This is a genomic window from Pseudomonas sp., from assembly GCF_048269965.1.
GTDB lineage: Bacteria > Pseudomonadota > Gammaproteobacteria > Pseudomonadales > Pseudomonadaceae > Aquipseudomonas.
In genome coordinates, this window is the sequence record NZ_JBLWTV010000001.1 from 266,300 (window position 1) to 283,148 (window position 16,849).

Consider the following 16,849-nt stretch of genomic DNA (forward strand, 5'->3'; position numbering starts at 1 on the left):
CGGGGGAGGGGGGAACGGTTACAACAGGCGATCGAGCATGCCACCCTGCAGGAGCAGGCGGCGGGCGACGATCACCCGCATGATCTCGTTGGTGCCTTCCAGTATCTGGTGCACGCGGGCGTCGCGTACCCAGCGCTCCAGCGGATAGTCATTCAGATAGCCGTAGCCACCGTGCAGTTGCAGCGCTTCGTTGCACAGGTCGAAGCACTGGTCGGTGGCGAAGCGCTTGGCCATGGCGCAGTACAGGCTGGCTTCGCCGTGGCCATGGTCGAGCTTGTGCGCGGCCAGGCGCACCATCTGCCGGCTGGCGGTCAGGGCGGTGAGCATGTCGGCCAGCTTGAACTGCAGGGCCTGGAACTGGCTGAGCGGCTTGCCGAACTGCTTGCGTTCTTCCACGTAGCGCAGGCTCTGCTGCAGCGCTGCCTGGGCCGCACCGAGCGAGCAACTGGCAATATTGATGCGCCCGCCATCGAGGCCCTTCATGGCGTAGACGAAGCCTTCACCTTCCGGGCCGATGCGGTGGCTGGCAGGAATGCGCACGCCTTCGAAGCTGATGGTGCGTGTCGGCTGCGCTTTCCAGCCCATCTTGTCTTCGTTGCGTCCGTAGCGCACGCCGGGCGCATCGGCGGGTACCAGAAAGCAGGAAACACCTTTGGCACCATCCTCGCCGGTACGCGCCATGACGACCAGTACCTGCGTGCTTCCCGCACCGGAAATGAAGCACTTGCTGCCGTCGATCACGTAGTCGCTGCCGTCGCGCCGCGCGCGGGTGCGCAGGTGGGCAGCGTCGGAGCCGGCGTCCGGTTCGGTCAGGCAGTAGGAGGCCAGCAACTGGCCGTTGATCAGTCCCGGCAACCAGGCATCCTTCAGCGCCTGGTCAGCGAAGCTGGCGAGCATCCAGGTGGCCATGTTGTGGATGGTCAGGTAGGCGGTGGTGGCCACGCAGCCGGCCGCCAGTTGTTCGAAAATCAGTGAGCTGGACAGCCTGGACAGGCCCAGGCCGCCATCTTCTTCGCGCAGATACAGGGCCAGGTAGCCCTGTTCGGCAGCGCGGCGAATCACTTCGACAGGGAAGTGCTGCTCGCGATCCCACTCGGCAGCGTGGGGCGTCAGCTCCCGCGCGGCGAAGGCGCGGGCGCTGTCGGTCAGCAGGCGTTGTTCATCACTGAGTTCGAAGTCCATGGCATCTCATTGCAAGGTCAGGGGTTGGTCGCCGGCGCGGCGTTCGGCCTGCCACTCGGCGAGGTTGGGCAGCGCGCTGCTGGCATCGAGGCGGTCGACGATTTCGAAGTAGTCCTGCTTGAGCGGGTCCTTGAGCACCTCGTCGCGCGGCTTGACCTTGACCGCGTAGACCGTCTGCAGGTTCTGATGGTCGAAGGTACGCCATTGCTGCTCGTCCTTGAGCAAGGTGTAGCTGTGGCCTTCCAGCGCCTTGATCAGCGCTTCGCTGTCGAGGCTCCTGGCTCGCGTGGCGGCGTCGGCCCATTGCTGGACGATGCTGTAGGCCGATGCGGCAGAGCTGGAGGGGTACATCTCGTAGCGGGTCTTGAAGGCTTCGACGAAGGCTTCGCCGCGAGCGGATTTTTCCAGCGCCGGCACACGCCAGGTCCAGGGCTCGGTGCCAATCACGCCCTGCATCAGGTCGGGGCCGGCCTGTTCGACCATGCTCTGGGTCAGGTTCGGCGCGACGATCTGCATGCGTTCGGTCAGGCCCAGGTCCTTGGCGATGCGCATGGCGCGCACCAGATCTTCGCCGAACAGCACCAGGGCGAGGATCTCGGCGTTGCTGGCGGCGGCCTGGGTCAGCGCGTCCTGATAGTCAGCCAGGCGCGCACCCGGGAAGGGGATGCGCAGGCTGGTGTGCCGTGCGGTATCGTCGGTGGCCGTGGCCTGACGCAGCGAGGCCTCGGTGGTGTGGCCCCAGGTGTAGTCGGAGGTGACGTAGAAGTAGCGCTTGTTCGGCAGGGTCTTGCTCAGGTACTGGCCGAGCACCCGGGCGCTCATCCAGGCGTTGTTGCACTCGCGGAACATGTAGCGGTGGCCATCCTTGCCCGTGGTGTCATTGGAGTAGGTGAGGGTGCCGAAGTACAGCAGGCCGTGCTGCTTGGCGCGCTTGCCTGCAGCGATGGCAACCGCGCTGGAGGAGCCGCCGAAAAGCATCGCCGCGCCCTCGGCGGCCAGCTTGTCGACGTTCTTCTCTGCCTTGGCCGGACGCGAGGCGGTGTCCTTGCTGGACAGGCGCAAAGGTCTGCCCAGCACACCGCCCGTTGCGTTGATTTCGTCGATGGCCAGCAGGGCTCCACGCATCTGCGCCAATCCCTCCTCCTTGTATGGTCCGGTGCGCGGGTAATTGAGGCCGAGGGTGATCGGCTCGGCAGCCTGCGCACAGGCGGTAAGTGCGGCCCACAGGGCCAGCGTGGTGGACAGTTGGCGCATTGCAGTTCTCCTTGTTTTTGTTCTGCTGAGAACAGTTTTACGCCGCTCGTCCAGTTCGAGTGATCGTCTATTAGTCTAAGAAACTGTCACCCGCTTCTCATTTCAGCTGAATAGTCATGTTCGGGCCCTCGCCAAGAGGCTGGTCGTCGAACCAACGGCTGGTCACCGTCTTGGTTTCGCTATAGAAACGCACCGCCTGTTTGCCGTAGGCATGCAGGTCGCCATAGAACGAGCCCTTCCAGCCGGTGAAGGAGAAGAACGGCAGCGGCACCGGAATCGGCACGTTGATGCCCACCTGGCCGACTTCAATCGCGTGCTGGAAATGCCGCGCAGCGCCGCCGGAGCGGGTGAACAGGCTGGTGCCGTTGCCGTAGGGGCTGGCGTTGACCAGTTCGATGGCTTCTTCCAGGGTCGCCACCTCCATGCACACCAGCACCGGGCCGAAGATCTCCTCGCGGTACAGGCCCATCTTCGTCGTCACGCCACGGAACAGTGTCGGCCCGACCCAGTTACCGTCCGGGTAGCCGTCCACCGTGCAGTGCGAGCCGTCGAGCAGGCAGTCGGCGCCTTCGGCCTTGCCTTCCTCTATCAGGCGCAGTACGCGCTGGCGCGCCTGTGGGCTGATCAGCGGGCCATAGGCGGCACCACTGTCCTGCCAGTGACCAGGGCGCAGCTCGGCCATTTGCTTGGCCAGCTCGTCGATCCACTGTTTCGATTCGCCGACGAACACCGCCACGCTGATCGCCATGCAGCGCTGCCCGGCCGCGCCGCAACTGGCGCCGAGCAGGTTGCTGAGCACTTGATCCTTGGGTGCGTCAGGCATGATCACCATATGGTTCTTGGCCCCGGCGAAGGCCTGCACGCGTTTCAGGTGCTGGGTGCCGGTGCGATAGACATGCTGGCCTACCGTCACCGAACCGACGAAGGACACCGCGCGCACCAGTGGATGCACCAGCAGCGCATCGACCTGCTCGCGCCCGCCATGCAGCACCTGCAGCACGCCGGCCGGTGCGCCAGCTTCGAGGAACAGTTCGGCCAGGCGATTGGGCGTCATCGGGTCCTGTTCCGAGGGTTTGAGAATGAAGGTGTTGCCGCAGGCGATGGCCAGCGGAAACATCCACAGCGGGATCATCGCCGGGAAGTTGAACGGGGTGATGCCGACGCACACGCCCAATGGCTGGACCCAACTGGCGGTGTCGATCTCGCGGGCGACGTTCTCCACCGTCTCGCCCATCATCAGGCTGGCGATGTTGGCGGCATGCTCGGCCACTTCGATACCGCGCCAGACGTCGCCCTTGGCATCGGCGAAGGTCTTGCCGGTTTCCGCCGCGAGAATCTGTGCCAGCTCGTCGTGATGCTCCTTGAGCAGATGCTGGTAACGCAGCATCAGGCGGGCGCGCTCCGATACCGGTACTTCGCGCCAGGCGAGGAAGGCTTTCTGCGCGCCGTTGACTGCGGCTTCGATTTCCTCGGCAGTGGCCTTGGGGGCGAGGGCGATCACCTCCTGGGTGGCCGGGTCGGTGACGTCGATCAGCTCATGGGCCTGGCTGGTTTGCCAGTGACCGTCGATCAGTTGCGGTAGCGTGCGGGGCATGGTCGCCTCCTGTTGTTCTTGTATGGGCTTCTTTATAGCCACTCGCTGCCGCTTTGTGGATTGACGATCTTGGTCTGGGGATGGACGATCTTGTCATTCGTTTGGAACAGCAGAGGTGGGCAAGTGGGGATGCGGGTGGAAACCTCCAATTGGCCGTTGCCCGTTGGTGGGCAGCGCTTCATCACGCCGCCGCGCCTGCGCCGTCTGCTGGCACGCCATCCGTTGAGCGCTGGGTGCTATCCCTTGGCCATCGGGTTTTACCCCGATGCGGTCGGTCACCAGATGCGTCGCGCGCAACCGGATGACCACCTGCTGATCTACTGCCGCTCGGGCAAGGGCTGGTTGGAAACCACGGATGGACGATTCGAGGTCACTGCAGGTGATCTTCTATTGCTGCCCAAGGACGTGGCGCATGCCTATGGCGCCGACGGCTCAAGCCCCTGGACCCTCTACTGGGTGCACTTCGACGGCAGTCTCGGCGAGGACTTCCTGCACCTGCTGGGCACTCAACCGCACCGGCGCATCGGCGTGCAGCCCAGGCTGATCGGCGATTTCGAGGCGTTGCTGGGCTTGCAGCGCCAGAGTCTCAATGCGTTGCCCTTCATCCACGCTGCGCACCGCTTGCAGGCGATGCTCAGTTCGCTGGCGGTACTACCGGCGCGGGTCAACCTCAAGTCCGGCCGCGTGCTGGATATCGAGGCGGTGCAGGCGGTGATGCGCGAGCACCTGCACGGCAGTCTCAACCTCGACGAGCTGGCGGCGCAGTTCAAGCTGTCGCGCTTTCACTTCGCCAAGACCTATCGTGCACTGACCGGTCACGCGCCGATCCAGGACTTCATTCAGTTGAAGATGGCCCTGGCCTGCCGCCTGCTCGATCGCGGCGATGCCGAAGTGCGGCAGGTCGCCGAGCAACTGGGCTACGACGACCCTTATTACTTCTCACGGCTGTTTCGCAAGGTGGTGGGCATGGCGCCCAGTCATTATCGAGCGCTGCACCTGGGGTAGGAGAGGGGCTCAGGGTCGGGTGCGCCATGCGCATCGCCTGCTCAGTCAATGTAAGGTGATACACCGGCTGGAGGCTTTCAGGCCAGCATGCGCAGCCATAACTGTTGCTCGGCCAGCAGCCCATCGCGCAGGCTGGTGAGCGGTTGTTCAAGCCCCAGTCGGCGGATGCGCATGGCCGCTTCCGGCATTTGCGTCACCTTGGCCTGACCTTTGAGAAAACGGGTGAGCAGGGCGAAGCGGATGGCGTCGGGGACAGTGACATGATGGCGGGGACTGCCGTGAAACCGCAGCGGCGTAGTGAAATGCTGGCAGAGCCCTGGCCTGAAGCCGATGCTCGGCTGCTGCCTTGACTTGCCCGGCCCCCTTCACTAGCGTGCCTGCACTTGTTTTGACCCTGCAGGAAAACCGCATGACCGATGATCGCATCAAGCTCGAAGCCAGCTGGAAACACGCGCTGCGCGAGGAGTTCGACAAGCCTTACATGAGCGAGCTGCGTGCGTTCCTGCAGGCGGAGAAGGCGGCCGGCAAGGAAATCTTTCCACCAGGTCCGCTGATCTTCAATGCGCTCAACTCCACGCCGCTGGATCAGGTCAAGGTGGTGATCATCGGTCAGGACCCTTACCACGGTCCGGGTCAGGCGCATGGCCTGTGCTTCTCGGTGCAGCCGGGCGTGCAGACGCCGCCGTCGCTGCTGAACATCTACAAGGAGCTCAAACGCGACCTGAACATCGACATTCCAGTCCACGGCTACCTGCAGAGTTGGGCCGATCAGGGCGTGCTGCTGCTCAACACCTCGCTGACCGTCGAGCGCGCCAATGCCGGCTCGCATGCCGGCAAGGGCTGGCAGTTCTTCACTGATCGGGTGATCGAGGTGGTCAGCGAACAGCAGCCCAAGCTGGTGTTTCTGCTCTGGGGCGCCCATGCGCAGAGCAAGCAGCGCCTGATCGACCCGACCAAGCACCTGGTGCTGCGCTCGCCACATCCGTCGCCGCTGTCGGCGCATCGCGGCTTCATCGGCAATGGTCATTTCAGTCGCTGCAACCAGTTCCTCAGTCAGAACGGCATGAGCCCCATCGACTGGCGCTTGCCGGCGCTATAGCGAGATCGCGTCGTAGGGTGCGCCGTGCGTACCGGCTTACCTGGTGCGTACGGCCTGGTTAGCCCCACGACACCCTGAGTCTATCGGCTGCCGTTGTTTCAACGACTGACTACTGACTCGCCTCCCTGGCACTGTTGCGCAGCCAGGTCGGCATGCAGGCTTTTCAGGCGCGTATCGGCTCGCTCCATCTGTTTTGAGTCGGCTTGGGCGACCAGGTCCACGATCATCTCGGCCATGGCCTGACGGGTCTTATCAAAACTGGACTGGTAGGCCTCTGTGTAGAAGCGCTCGCGCTGTTGCAGCAGGGCGGTCATGCGCGCAGCGAAATCGTCGCCACGGCGTACTTCCAATGCCTCACGCAGAGCCTGTTGCCAGGCCATGCGGTTTTCCAGCCAGATCTTGTTCTGTTCGCCCAGGCCCTGTGCCCAGCTCTGCACCCGCTCGCGCTGCCCGGCGTTCAGCGTGCCGAACCAGGGCTGCAGGCGCTCTTCCATACGCTCGGCGCGCCGACTGACCTGTTCCTGCACGGGCGGCTCGAGAAACTCTTCACGCAGCTTGGCGTTCTGCTCGTCCATTGCCGCCAATAGCTGATCGACCTGACGCGGGCTGAGGCCGCGCAGCAGTTCGATGGCGCTGGGCGTGATCTCCACGGCGATGCGCTGCATGGCCTGTTCGAAGTCGGCCAACTGGTTGGCCATCAGCTCGCTGTCACGGCTGCTCAGCGCCTGCTGACTGCGTTGCAGCCAGTCGAGGTAACGCGGCAGCTCGACGCTGCAATGCCAGGCCAGGTGCTCCTGCAGTTGGGGTTTGAGCCAGGCGCTCTGTTCGCTGGTCAGCGCCACGTAGTCGCCCAGCTTCCAGGGGATCAGCCAGTCGAGGTTGCGATAGGCCAGGCCGACACGGCTGCAGGCGCTCAGCAGCAGGGTGATGGCCAGTAGCAGGAGCAGAGGCTTGCGCATGAGCGGGACTCGCGAGAGTAGAGCTGTTGAGACTAATACTCGTCGAGGCTGACGCAAGAGGGCGGAAATATCCGCTCAAGACTTCGCTGGTGTGAGGTTCGGATCGCGGGCAAAAGGGATTCTTTGCATGGGTTGGGAACGTGCGGATTGATCCTGGACTGGTAAGTTTGTGTGCGTCTTGCTCACGGGCTTGGCACTATCCATTAGCGCATGTGCTGAGCGTTTGGGTTGCGTCCGTAAGGGGCGAAACCAAGACGAGAGATCGACACGCTAACGATCTTTACCAGAATATAAATAACGCAAAAGAACACACGCACTTTCCAGTCCAGTGTCAAAAACATCCAAATAGGAATAACCAATAAAAAACCGCCCCGAAGGGCGGTTCCGATGTCGCAGGTTGCGCTTAGCCACCGAGGTAGGCGTCGCGCACCTTGGGGTCGCTGAGCAGCTCTTCACCGCTGCCGCGCATGACGATGTGGCCGTTCTCCAGCACGTAGCCGCGATCCGCCAGCTTCAGCGCCTGATTGGCGTTCTGCTCGACCAGGAACACGGTCACGCCGTCCTTGCGCAGTTGCTCGATGATGTCGAAGATCTGCTGGATGATGATCGGCGCCAGACCCAGCGACGGCTCGTCGAGCAGCAGCAGGTTGGGTTTGCTCATCAAGGCACGACCGATGGCGAGCATCTGCTGCTCGCCGCCGCTCATGGTGCCGGCGCGCTGGGCGAAGCGCTCCTTCAGGCGCGGGAACAGGTGCAGCACCTTGTCCAGTTGCTCCTGATTGTCCGCCTTGTCACCGAAGAAGCCGCCCATGGCCAGGTTTTCCTCGACGGTCAGGCGGGCGAACACGCGGCGGCCTTCCGGCACGATGGCGATGCTCTTGCGCATGATCTCCGGGGTGTCCATGCCCACCAGCTCTTCACCCATGTAACGGATGCTGCCGCTGGTGGCGCGCGGGTTGCCGCACAGGGTCATCAGCAGGGTCGACTTGCCGGCACCGTTGGCGCCGATCAGGGTGACGATCTCGCCTTTCTGCACTTCGATGCTGACGTCGTGCAGGGCCTGGATCTTGCCGTAGAAGGTTGAGACGTTGTTGAAGCTCAGCATGGATTACGCCTCCCCCAGATAGGCTTTGATCACGTCCGGGTTGTTGCGGATGTCGTCCGGCGTGCCGTCGGCCAGGGGAGTGCCCTGGTTGATCACGTAGATGTGGTCGGAAATGCTCATCACCAGCTTCATGTCGTGCTCGATCAGCAGCACGGTGACATTGTGCTCGTCACGCAGCACGCTGATCAGCGCTTTCAGGTCTTCGGTTTCACGCGGGTTGAGACCGGCGGCCGGCTCGTCGAGCATGAGGATGCTTGGGCGCGTCATCATGCACCGGGCGATTTCCAGGCGACGCTGCTGACCGTAGGCCAGGGTGCCCGCCTCACGGTTGGCGAAGTCCACCAGGTCGACCTGTTCCAGCCAGTGGGCGGCGTAGTCCATGGCCTCGCGCTCGCTGCGGCGGAATGCCGAGGTCTTGAACAGACCCGCCAGGTAGCTGGTGTTGAGATGGCGATGCTGGGCGATCAGCAGGTTTTCCACCGCCGTCATGTCCTTGAACAGACGCACGTTCTGGAAGGTGCGCACCACGCCCTTGCGGGCGATCTTGTGGCCGGGCAGGCCTTCGATCGCCTCGCCGTTCAGGCGGATGCTGCCCGAGCTTGGCTGATAGAAGCCGGTCAGGCAGTTGAAGACGGTGGTCTTGCCGGCGCCGTTCGGGCCGATCATCGACACCACCTGCTTTTCCTTGACGTTCAGGCCCACCCCGTTGACGGCCAACAGGCCGCCGAAACGCATGGACAGGCCGCTTACTTCGAGAATCGTGCGGCTCATCGCTTCAGCTCCAGGTGGGGACGTTGCATCGGCAGCAACCCTTGCGGGCGCCAGATCATCATGAAGATCATGACCAGGCCGAAGATCAGCATGCGGTACTCGCTCAGCTCACGCATCTCCTGCAGCATCACCATGACGATGGCGGCGAGGATCACGCCCAACTGAGAGCCCATGCCGCCGAGCACGACGATGGCGAGGATCATCGCCGACTCGATGAAGGTGAACGACTCCGGTGTCACCAGGCCCTGGCGCGCAGCGAAGAAGCTACCGGCGAAACCGGCCAGGCTGGCACCGATGGTGAAGGCCGAAAGCTTGATCACGGTGGGGTTCAGGCCCAGCGCGCGGCAGGCGATCTCGTCTTCACGCAGGGCTTCCCAGGCACGCCCGATCGGCATGCGCAGCAGGCGGTTGACCAGGAACAGGGTCAGCAGCACCAGCAGCAGGGCGATCAGGTAGAGGAAGATCACCTTGTACTGCGAGTTGTAGGCGATTTCGAAGTAGCCATGGAAGGTCGGCATGTCGGCCGGCACGCGGCGCTCGAAGGACAGACCGAACAGGGTCGGCTTGTTCTCGTTGGCGATACTCAGGCCGTTCGGGCCACCGGTCAGTTCGGTGAGGTTACGCAGCAGAATGCGGATGATCTCGCCGAAGCCCAGGGTCACGATGGCCAGGTAGTCGCCGCGCAGGCGCAGCACCGGGAAACCGAGCAGGAAGCCGAACAGCGCAGCCATCATCCCGGCGATCGGCAGGCACATCCAGAAACTCAGGCCGAAGTAGTGCGAGAGGATCGCATAGCTGTAGGCGCCGACCGCGTAGAAGCCGACGTAACCCAGGTCGAGCAGACCGGCCAGACCGACCACGATGTTCAGGCCAAGGCCGAGCATCACGTAGATCAGGATCAGCGTGGCGATATCCACCGAACCTCGGCTGGCGAAGAACGGCCACACCAGCGCCACCATGACCATCGCCAGAATGATCCAGCGCTGGGTGGAGGGCAGGGTGAGGAAGTTGCCGACCTGACCGGAGCCGCTGGGCAGCTTGGGCAGCTTGGCCCAGGTCGGAGTCAGTCGGTCACGCAGCAATTGCCAGAGGAAGATCAGCGTAGCAGCGCCGCCGATGCACCAGAGTTCGAAGGCACTTGCGCCTTCCACGCGCAGGCTGATGCCGACGGTGGAGAGTTTCAGGCCCAGGACCGGGTAGGAAATGATCAGCACCAGCAGGGCGCTGAAAATCGCGGATTTGATGTTGCGGCTCATACCTTTTCCACCTCCGGGCGGCCAAGGATGCCGGTTGGACGGAACAGCAGCACCAGCACCAGCAGGCTGAAGGCCACTACGTCCTTGTATTGATCACCGAAGATATCGGCGCCGAATGCTTCGGCAACGCCCAGCAGCAGGCCGCCGAGTACCGCGCCAGGGATGCTGCCGATGCCACCGAGTACCGCAGCGGTGAAGGCCTTGATGCCGGCGAGGAAGCCCAGGTGCGGGTTGATCACGCCGTAGTTCATGCCCAGCAGTACCGAGGCGATGGCGGCCAGCGCCGCACCGATGACGAAGGTCAGGGCGATGATGTTGTTGGTGTTGATGCCGAGCAGGTTGGCCATCTTCAGATCTTCGGCGCAGGCGCGGCAGGCACGGCCCAGGCGCGAACGGGAGATGAACAGGGTCAGACCGATCATGGTGACGAAGGTGACGATGAAGATCAGCACCTGCATGTAGGACACCACCACGCCGCTGGCTGTGCTTTCACCGAAGACGAAATTGCCGGGCAGCAGGCTGGGAATGGCCTTGTCCTTGGAGTCCTGCGAGAGCAACACGGCATTCTGCAGGAAGATCGACATGCCGATCGCGGAGATCAGCGGGATCAGGCGGTTGCCGCCGCGCAAGGGGCGATAGGCCACCCGCTCGATGCTGTAGCCGTAGGCACTGGTGACGATCATGGTGGCCGCGAAGGCCGCGATCATCACGAAGGGCACGGCTTCCAGGCCGAACATGGCGAGGCCGGCGATAACGGTGAAGGCTACGTACGAGCCAATCATGTAAACCTCGCCGTGGGCGAAGTTGATCATGCCGATGATGCCGTAGACCATGGTGTAGCCGATGGCGATCAGGGCATAGGTACTGCCAATGGTCAGGCCATTGATCAGCTGTTGTAGGTAGTGATAAAGATCAGGCATTGCCTAACTCCTGGGCGCTTGCGTAAAGCGGCGCTTGTGGCGCAGCGCGAGGCCGGAATTCTTCTAATAAACAAAGCCCACTGCTCGCGCAGTGGGCTTTGGCTCAGACAGGAAGCTTACTTGGCTTCGGACTTGGTGCCGTCCTGGTGCCATTCGTACACCACGAAGCTGAAGTCCTTCAGGTCGCCCTTCTCGTCGAAGCCCAGGGAACCGGTGGGGGTGTTGAAGCTGTTGGCGCGCAGGGCAGCCGCTACCTTGGCGGTATCGGTGTCGCCGGCTTTCTCGATGCCTTCGGCGATGACCTGAACGGCCGCGTAGGCCGGGAACACGAACGGACCGCTCGGGTCTTCGTTCTTGGCCTTGAAGGCCTCGACCAGCGCCTGGTTCTTCGGATCCTGGTCGAAGGATTTCGGCAGGGTGACCAGCAGGCCTTCGGAAGCCGGGCCGGCGATGGCCGAGATTTCCTTGTTACCCACGCCTTCCGGGCCCATGAACTTGACGTTCAGGCCGCGCTCTTTGGTCTGGCGCAGCAGCAGGCCCAGCTCCGGGTGGTAGCCGCCGTAGTAGACGAAGTCGACGCCAGCCTGGTTGAGCTTGGCGATCAGTGCCGAGAAGTCCTTGTCGCCGGCGTTGATGCCTTCGAACAGGGAAACCTTCACGCCTTTGCCTTCCAGGGTCTGCTTGACCGCGGTGGCGATACCTTCACCGTACTGCTGCTTGTCGTGAATGACGGCGACGTTCTTCGGCTTGACGTGGTCGGCGATGAAGTTGCCGGCGGTCGGGCCCTGCAGGCTGTCCAGACCGATGGTGCGGAAGACCAGCTCGTAGCCACGAGCGGTGATGTCCGGGCTGGTGGAAGCCGCGGTGATCATCAGGATGCCTTCGTCTTCGTAGATGTCCGAAGCCGGCTGAGTGGAGCTGGAGCACAGGTGGCCAACCACGAACTTGACGCCGTCGTTGACGATCTTGTTGGCAACGGCAACGGCCTGCTTCGGATCGCACGCGTCGTCGTACACCACGCCTTCGAGCTGGGCACCATTGACGCCGCCGGCCTTGTTGATCTGCTCGATGGCCATCTTGGCGCCGATGAATTGCATCTCGCCGTACTGAGCAACGGCACCGGTCACCGGACCGGCCAGGGCGATCTTGATGTTGTCGGCTGCCATCGAATAGCTGGCTGCCCCCGCCAGTGCCATTGCCGCGAACAGCTTGGAAATCTGCTTAGCCTTGTTCATGAGTGCTCCACTCTTATGTTTTTTCGTTGTTGTAGTTCTTGCGGCCGAAGCTGCAGAACCGGGTCTGTTACCCCGGTAATGCCTCCGGCAACTGTACCGGAACAGTGTAGAGCGCGGATTTGCGCCTTGAAAAGCCGGCAGCTGGAGGCGAGACGTGGGGTTGTCGCTAAATTGCAAGGAATGTATAGAAAAACGGCGTGGCCTGGGTCGGCTGGCGAGCGTCACGCGGTTGCCAGGGCAGTTGCCGACGCTATCATTGCGCGCCTGCATTCACAGCCATCGACACGGGACACACCATGACGGATCAATCTAGCACCCTCTATGCCAAGCTGCTCGGTGAGACCGCGCCGATTCGTTGGCAGGAACTGCAGCCGTTCTTCGCTCGCGGTGCGCTGCTCTGGGTCGAGGGTGGCGAGGATCTGGTGGCGGTCGCGCAGGCCGTGGCCGAGAACGATCAGGGCAGAGTTGCGCACTGGATGAACCGAGGCCTGCTGTGCAAGCTCGAAGATTCACGTGCCGAAGATCTGCTCGCGCGTGACCCGCAGTTGTGGGCGGTCGTGGTCGCCCCCTGGGTGTTGGTACAGGAAAGGGCAGGAGATTCGACTCTGCACTGAAATGGCGCACTGCAGGGCGATGAGCAGCGAGCTAGACTCTTCGCACGCTCCCGTCAGGGAGTCTCTCACAGCGCGACGGCAAAGGAGTGAACCCATGTTCGAACCTGGTCACCTGCATCGCAGCAATCCGCCTGGCCTGGGCGGGCAACCCGGTTACAGCATCGATTTCTACTACGAGGTGCGCAAGGATTCGCAAGAAGGGCCCATGCTGCATGGGCGCCTGGTTGGCGAGATCGAGGGCAGGGCATTCGAGGAAGTCTTCGAAATGCATCGCGATACCGCGTTCAACTTCGCCAGCGTGATCTCCCGCCTGGTAGCCAAGCATGGCTTGCCGCCCAACCAAAGCCCGATCATGCGTGCCCATGCCGAGTACGATGCGCTCTTCGAAGACATTCGCGCCAGGTTGCATGCCAAGCCGGGTGAAGCGGTAGACCTCGATCACCTGGAGCGCGACGGCCTGGCGTGAGCCTATGGCTGATCGAGGACGAAAAAAAACCGGATGCCGAGATCCGGTTTTTTCATTCTCGTGTCGTGCCTCAGGCAGCGACGAAACCTGCAGGATAGGCCAGCGAGGCTTGGCTGCTCTGCACTTCGGCGATGGTTTCGCGAACGACCTGTTTGGCCAGGCAAGCGCACTTGCCACACTGGCTGGCGATGCCGAGCGTGCCGCGCACTTCACGGTAGCTGCAGCAGCCTTCGTAGACCGCATCGCGGATTTGCGTATCGGTGACACCTTCACAGAGGCAGACGTACATAAGCAAGGCTCGTCTTGGTGGTTCTGTTCGATGGATCGGATACTAATGTTAATGAGAATGCTTGTCAAAGATCGATTGCGAATGCTCGCATCTCCTGACGAACGGTGTGTGAGCCCGTTGCGCAGATATGAAAAAACCGGCCTTGGCCGGTTTTTTCATTGAAGGGTGAATGCGCAGAGGCTCACTGATCGAATTCGTCCCAGCCGCCCATTTCCTTCCAGCGGTTGACGATGCCGCAGAACAGCTCGGCGGTCTTCTCGGTGTCGTAGCGCGCCGAGTGCGCTTCCTTGCCATCGAACTCGATACCGGCGGTCTGGCAGGCCTTGGCCAGCACGGTCTGGCCATAGGCGAGGCCGGCGAGGGTCGCGGTGTCGAAGCTGGAGAAAGGGTGGAAGGGATTGCGTTTGATGCCGCAGCGCGCCACCGCCGCATTGAGGAAACCGAGGTCGAAGCTGCTGTTATGGCCGACCAATATCGCACGCTTGCAGCCAGCCGATTTGATCGACTTGCGCAGGCCCTTGAAGATTTCGCCCAGCGCGTGCTCCTCGCTCACTGCCATGCGCAGCGGGTGGTCGAGCTTGATGCCGGTGAATTCCAGCGCGGCCTGTTCGATGTTGGCCCCTTCGAAGGGTTCGATGCGGAAGAAGTGGGTGTGATCCGGATAGAGGAAGCCGCTCTCGTCCATGGCAATGGTGGTCGCGGCGATTTCCAGCAGGGCATCGGTGGCGCAGTTGAAGCCGCCGGTTTCCACATCCACCACCACCGGCAGATAACCGCGAAAGCGTGCGGCCATGGGCGTGCGCGGGCCGGACGGCAGGCTGGGTTCGAGTTCGTCGTCGTAGTTGTCTTCGCTCACGCCTGGGCCTCCAGCAATTTCCAGCGCAGGGTTTCGCCGGCGCGCAGCGGCACCACGCTGTTGTCGCCCAGCGGCAGGGTGGCCGGCACGGTCCACTCCTCGCGCACCAGGGTGATGCTGTCGCTGTTGCGTGGCATGCCGTAGAAGTCCGGGCCGTGGAAGCTGGCGAAGGCTTCCAGCTTGTCCAGCGCGCCGCGCTGCTCGAAGGCTTCGGCATACAGCTCGATGGCCGCATAGGCGGTGTAGCAGCCGGCGCAGCCGCAGGCGGCTTCCTTGGCGTGCTTGACGTGCGGCGCCGAGTCGGTGCCGAGGAAGAACTTGACGTTGCCGCTGGTGGCGGCATCGAGCAGGGCTTCCTGATGCACGTTGCGCTTGAGGATCGGCAGGCAATAGAAGTGCGGGCGAATGCCGCCGACCAGCATGTGGTTGCGGTTGTACAGCAGGTGGTGCGCGGTGATGGTGGCGCCGACGTTGACCGAGGCGGCCTCGACGAACTGCACCGCGTCACGGGTGGTGATGTGCTCGAACACCACCTTGAGCGTCGGGAAGCGGTCGACCACACGGCTCAGGTGCTCGTCGATGAAGGTCTTCTCGCGGTCGAATACGTCGATCTCGGCGCGGGTCACTTCGCCGTGTACCAGCAGCAGCATGCCGACTTCGGCCATGGCTTCGAGTGCCGGGAAGATCTTGTCGATGCTGGTCACGCCCGAGTCGGAGTTGGTGGTGGCGCCGGCCGGGTAGAGCTTGGCCGCATGCACGAAACCGCTGGCCTTGGCCGCTCGCACGTCTTCGGGGCTGGTGTTGTCGGTGAGATAGAGCACCATCAGCGGCTCGAAGCGACTGCCCGCCGGGCGCGCCGCGAGGATGCGCTGACGATAGGCGTCGGCCTCGGCGGCGTTGCGTACCGGCGGTACCAGGTTGGGCATGATGATGGCGCGGCCGAAAGTGCGCGCGGCATCGCCGACGGTGTGTGGCAGCACTGCGCCGTCGCGCAGGTGAATGTGCCAGTCATCGGGACGCAGGAGAGTCAGGCGGTCGGACATGGAGGCTTCCAGGCGGGTAAAACGTGGCCGCATGGTAACTGAAAAGCGCCTGTTCGCGCTCGCGCCGACGCGACAATCGCACGCCGGTGTCAAGTTTCCGCGCGCCTGACCGATACCCCGTGAGAATGCCGTGAACCGCCGTGGAGTCGACCGTGCGTGTGCCCAATTTCCTTCTGATCAGCCTGCTGGCTGGTATGCCGTTGTGCCTGCCGGCACACGCCATCAGCTTCCAGACGCGACTGGAAAAGGTGGAGTGGGCGGTCGAGGGCGATCAGTTCGAGTGCCGCCTGAGCCAGCCGATCAGCAATTTCGGCAGTGGCGAGTTCGTACGCCGCGCGGGTGAACAAGTCACCTTCCGCCTCAAGGCCCGCGAACGCTGGATGGGCGCCGGTTCGGCGACCTTGCTGGCGGCGGCTGCACCCTGGCAGCCGGGGCGCGGCGATATCAACCTGGGTGTGGTCAGTGTCGGTAATGGCGAGGTGCCGTTCAACAGTTCGCAGGAACAGGGTTCGCGCCTGCTCACCGGTTTGCTCGAAGGGCGCAGCCCGCTGGTACGTCATCGCACCCCCAACGATGGCGATAATCTGGAAGTGCGTTTGCTGCCGGTGAAGTTTCACAAGGCCTATGGCGATTACCAGGCCTGTATCGCCAAGTTGCTGCCGGTCAATTTCGATCAGATTCGCCAGGCGCAGATCGGTTTTCCGGGCGGTGGCATCGATCTCGACCCGATGGCCAGGGCCAAGCTCGACATCATCCTCGACTTCGTCAAGGCCGATCCGAGCATCAACAGCTTCCAGATCGATGGTCATGCCGACAACAGCGGCAATCGCCTGACCAATCGCGACCTGTCACGCCGTCGTGCGCTGGCCGTGCAGGAATATCTGGTGGCCGGCGGCATACCGGTCGAGCAGATCACCATGCGCTTTCATGGCGAGCGTTACCCGCTGGCGCCAAACAACAGCGAAGCCAATCGCGCCAAGAACCGTCGTGCGACGCTGCGCCTGGATCGCGTGCCCGCGCCGGAAGTCCCGGTACAGAGCGAACCGCAGACCGCTCCACCGAGCACCCCGGTCGATCCGGCCGGAAGTACGCCCTCCTGAGGCAAAAACGCCCATTCTTGCCGTCGCTTCGTCGTCACAAGCTGTCGCGCCCCTGTAAATTGGCCCGCAGGGTCAGTAGAATCACCGGTTTTACCGTACAA

The 16,849-nt window shown here is 62.9% G+C and carries 17 protein-coding genes; 5 read left to right on the forward strand and 12 right to left on the reverse strand.

The genetic code is table 11. The features are described 5' to 3' along the window. Positions 1 to 18: 18 nt before the first annotated feature. The 3 genes from ACN0X6_RS01265 to ACN0X6_RS01275 form a co-directional block, all read right to left on the reverse strand. Entirely contained in the window at positions 19 to 1,182 is a 1,164-nt protein-coding gene (locus ACN0X6_RS01265; protein ID WP_417701430.1) for an acyl-CoA dehydrogenase family protein, read from the reverse strand. Between the two features lie 6 nt (positions 1,183 to 1,188). Beyond that, a complete protein-coding gene (locus ACN0X6_RS01270) occupies positions 1,189 to 2,436 on the reverse strand; it encodes an ABC transporter substrate-binding protein (protein WP_417701432.1) in 1,248 nt (415 codons plus the stop codon). Positions 2,437 to 2,533: 97 nt separating this feature from the next. Further along, complete coding sequence (locus ACN0X6_RS01275) at positions 2,534 to 4,030, reverse strand: CoA-acylating methylmalonate-semialdehyde dehydrogenase (protein ID WP_417701434.1); 1,497 nt, start codon at positions 4,028 to 4,030, stop codon at positions 2,534 to 2,536. A gap of 129 nt (positions 4,031 to 4,159) precedes the next feature. On the opposite strand from ACN0X6_RS01275, the gene ACN0X6_RS01280 reads away from it, so the two are divergent. Then, complete coding sequence (locus ACN0X6_RS01280) at positions 4,160 to 5,035, forward strand: AraC family transcriptional regulator (protein WP_417701436.1); 876 nt, start codon at positions 4,160 to 4,162, stop codon at positions 5,033 to 5,035. A gap of 409 nt (positions 5,036 to 5,444) precedes the next feature. After that, entirely contained in the window at positions 5,445 to 6,134 is a 690-nt protein-coding gene (ung, locus tag ACN0X6_RS01285; RefSeq protein ID WP_417701438.1) for a uracil-DNA glycosylase, read from the forward strand. Positions 6,135 to 6,232: 98 nt separating this feature from the next. Here the strand turns inward: ung and ACN0X6_RS01290 are convergent, their stop codons facing one another. The 6 genes from ACN0X6_RS01290 to ACN0X6_RS01315 all read right to left on the reverse strand — a co-directional run bounded on the left by ACN0X6_RS01290 (position 6,233) and on the right by ACN0X6_RS01315 (position 12,380). Beyond that, a complete protein-coding gene (locus tag ACN0X6_RS01290; RefSeq protein WP_417701440.1) occupies positions 6,233 to 7,093 on the reverse strand; it encodes a DUF6279 family lipoprotein in 861 nt (286 codons plus the stop codon). 403 nt (positions 7,094 to 7,496) lie between these two features. After that, positions 7,497 to 8,198 carry an ABC transporter ATP-binding protein gene (locus tag ACN0X6_RS01295; RefSeq protein WP_417701442.1) on the reverse strand — a complete coding sequence of 234 codons (702 nt, stop codon included), beginning with the start codon at positions 8,196 to 8,198 and terminating at the stop codon, positions 7,497 to 7,499. Positions 8,199 to 8,201: 3 nt separating this feature from the next. After that, positions 8,202 to 8,969 carry a high-affinity branched-chain amino acid ABC transporter ATP-binding protein LivG gene (gene livG / locus ACN0X6_RS01300; RefSeq protein WP_192983466.1) on the reverse strand — a complete coding sequence of 256 codons (768 nt, stop codon included), beginning with the start codon at positions 8,967 to 8,969 and terminating at the stop codon, positions 8,202 to 8,204. Next, positions 8,966 to 10,225 (reverse strand): high-affinity branched-chain amino acid ABC transporter permease LivM, encoded by a 1,260-nt coding sequence (locus ACN0X6_RS01305; protein WP_192983463.1) that lies wholly within the window; start codon positions 10,223 to 10,225, stop codon positions 8,966 to 8,968. The genes livG and ACN0X6_RS01305 overlap by 4 nt, the downstream gene beginning before the upstream one ends. Beyond that, complete coding sequence (gene livH / locus ACN0X6_RS01310; RefSeq protein WP_417701443.1) at positions 10,222 to 11,145, reverse strand: high-affinity branched-chain amino acid ABC transporter permease LivH; 924 nt, start codon at positions 11,143 to 11,145, stop codon at positions 10,222 to 10,224. Before livH ends, ACN0X6_RS01305 begins: the two co-directional genes overlap by 4 nt. A gap of 116 nt (positions 11,146 to 11,261) precedes the next feature. Next, positions 11,262 to 12,380, reverse strand: coding sequence for a branched-chain amino acid ABC transporter substrate-binding protein (locus ACN0X6_RS01315; protein WP_417701444.1), 1,119 nt, complete (start codon positions 12,378 to 12,380; stop codon positions 11,262 to 11,264). A 296-nt stretch (positions 12,381 to 12,676) separates the two neighbouring features. Here ACN0X6_RS01315 and ACN0X6_RS01320 point away from each other — a divergent pair, with 296 nt between their 5' ends. Beyond that, positions 12,677 to 12,994, forward strand: a complete 318-nt coding sequence (locus tag ACN0X6_RS01320) for a DUF2288 domain-containing protein (RefSeq protein WP_417701446.1) — start codon at positions 12,677 to 12,679, stop codon at positions 12,992 to 12,994. A gap of 94 nt (positions 12,995 to 13,088) precedes the next feature. Further along, a complete protein-coding gene (locus ACN0X6_RS01325; RefSeq protein WP_417701447.1) occupies positions 13,089 to 13,460 on the forward strand; it encodes a DUF5064 family protein in 372 nt (123 codons plus the stop codon). 70 nt (positions 13,461 to 13,530) lie between these two features. Here ACN0X6_RS01325 and ACN0X6_RS01330 read toward each other — a convergent pair whose 3' ends face one another. From ACN0X6_RS01330 to pyrC, 3 genes are all read right to left on the reverse strand, one after another. Further along, positions 13,531 to 13,749: a bacterioferritin-associated ferredoxin gene (locus tag ACN0X6_RS01330; RefSeq protein WP_004423711.1), complete on the reverse strand. Its 219-nt coding sequence runs from the start codon at positions 13,747 to 13,749 to the stop codon at positions 13,531 to 13,533. A gap of 181 nt (positions 13,750 to 13,930) precedes the next feature. Beyond that, positions 13,931 to 14,605 (reverse strand): ribonuclease T, encoded by a 675-nt coding sequence (gene rnt, locus ACN0X6_RS01335; RefSeq protein ID WP_099522109.1) that lies wholly within the window; start codon positions 14,603 to 14,605, stop codon positions 13,931 to 13,933. After that, a complete protein-coding gene (gene pyrC, locus ACN0X6_RS01340; protein WP_417701449.1) occupies positions 14,602 to 15,648 on the reverse strand; it encodes a dihydroorotase in 1,047 nt (348 codons plus the stop codon). The genes rnt and pyrC overlap by 4 nt, the downstream gene beginning before the upstream one ends. A 152-nt stretch (positions 15,649 to 15,800) precedes the next feature. On the opposite strand from pyrC, the gene ACN0X6_RS01345 reads away from it, so the two are divergent. Further along, positions 15,801 to 16,748 (forward strand): flagellar protein MotY, encoded by a 948-nt coding sequence (locus ACN0X6_RS01345; RefSeq protein ID WP_417701451.1) that lies wholly within the window; start codon positions 15,801 to 15,803, stop codon positions 16,746 to 16,748. Positions 16,749 to 16,849 lie beyond the last annotated feature (101 nt).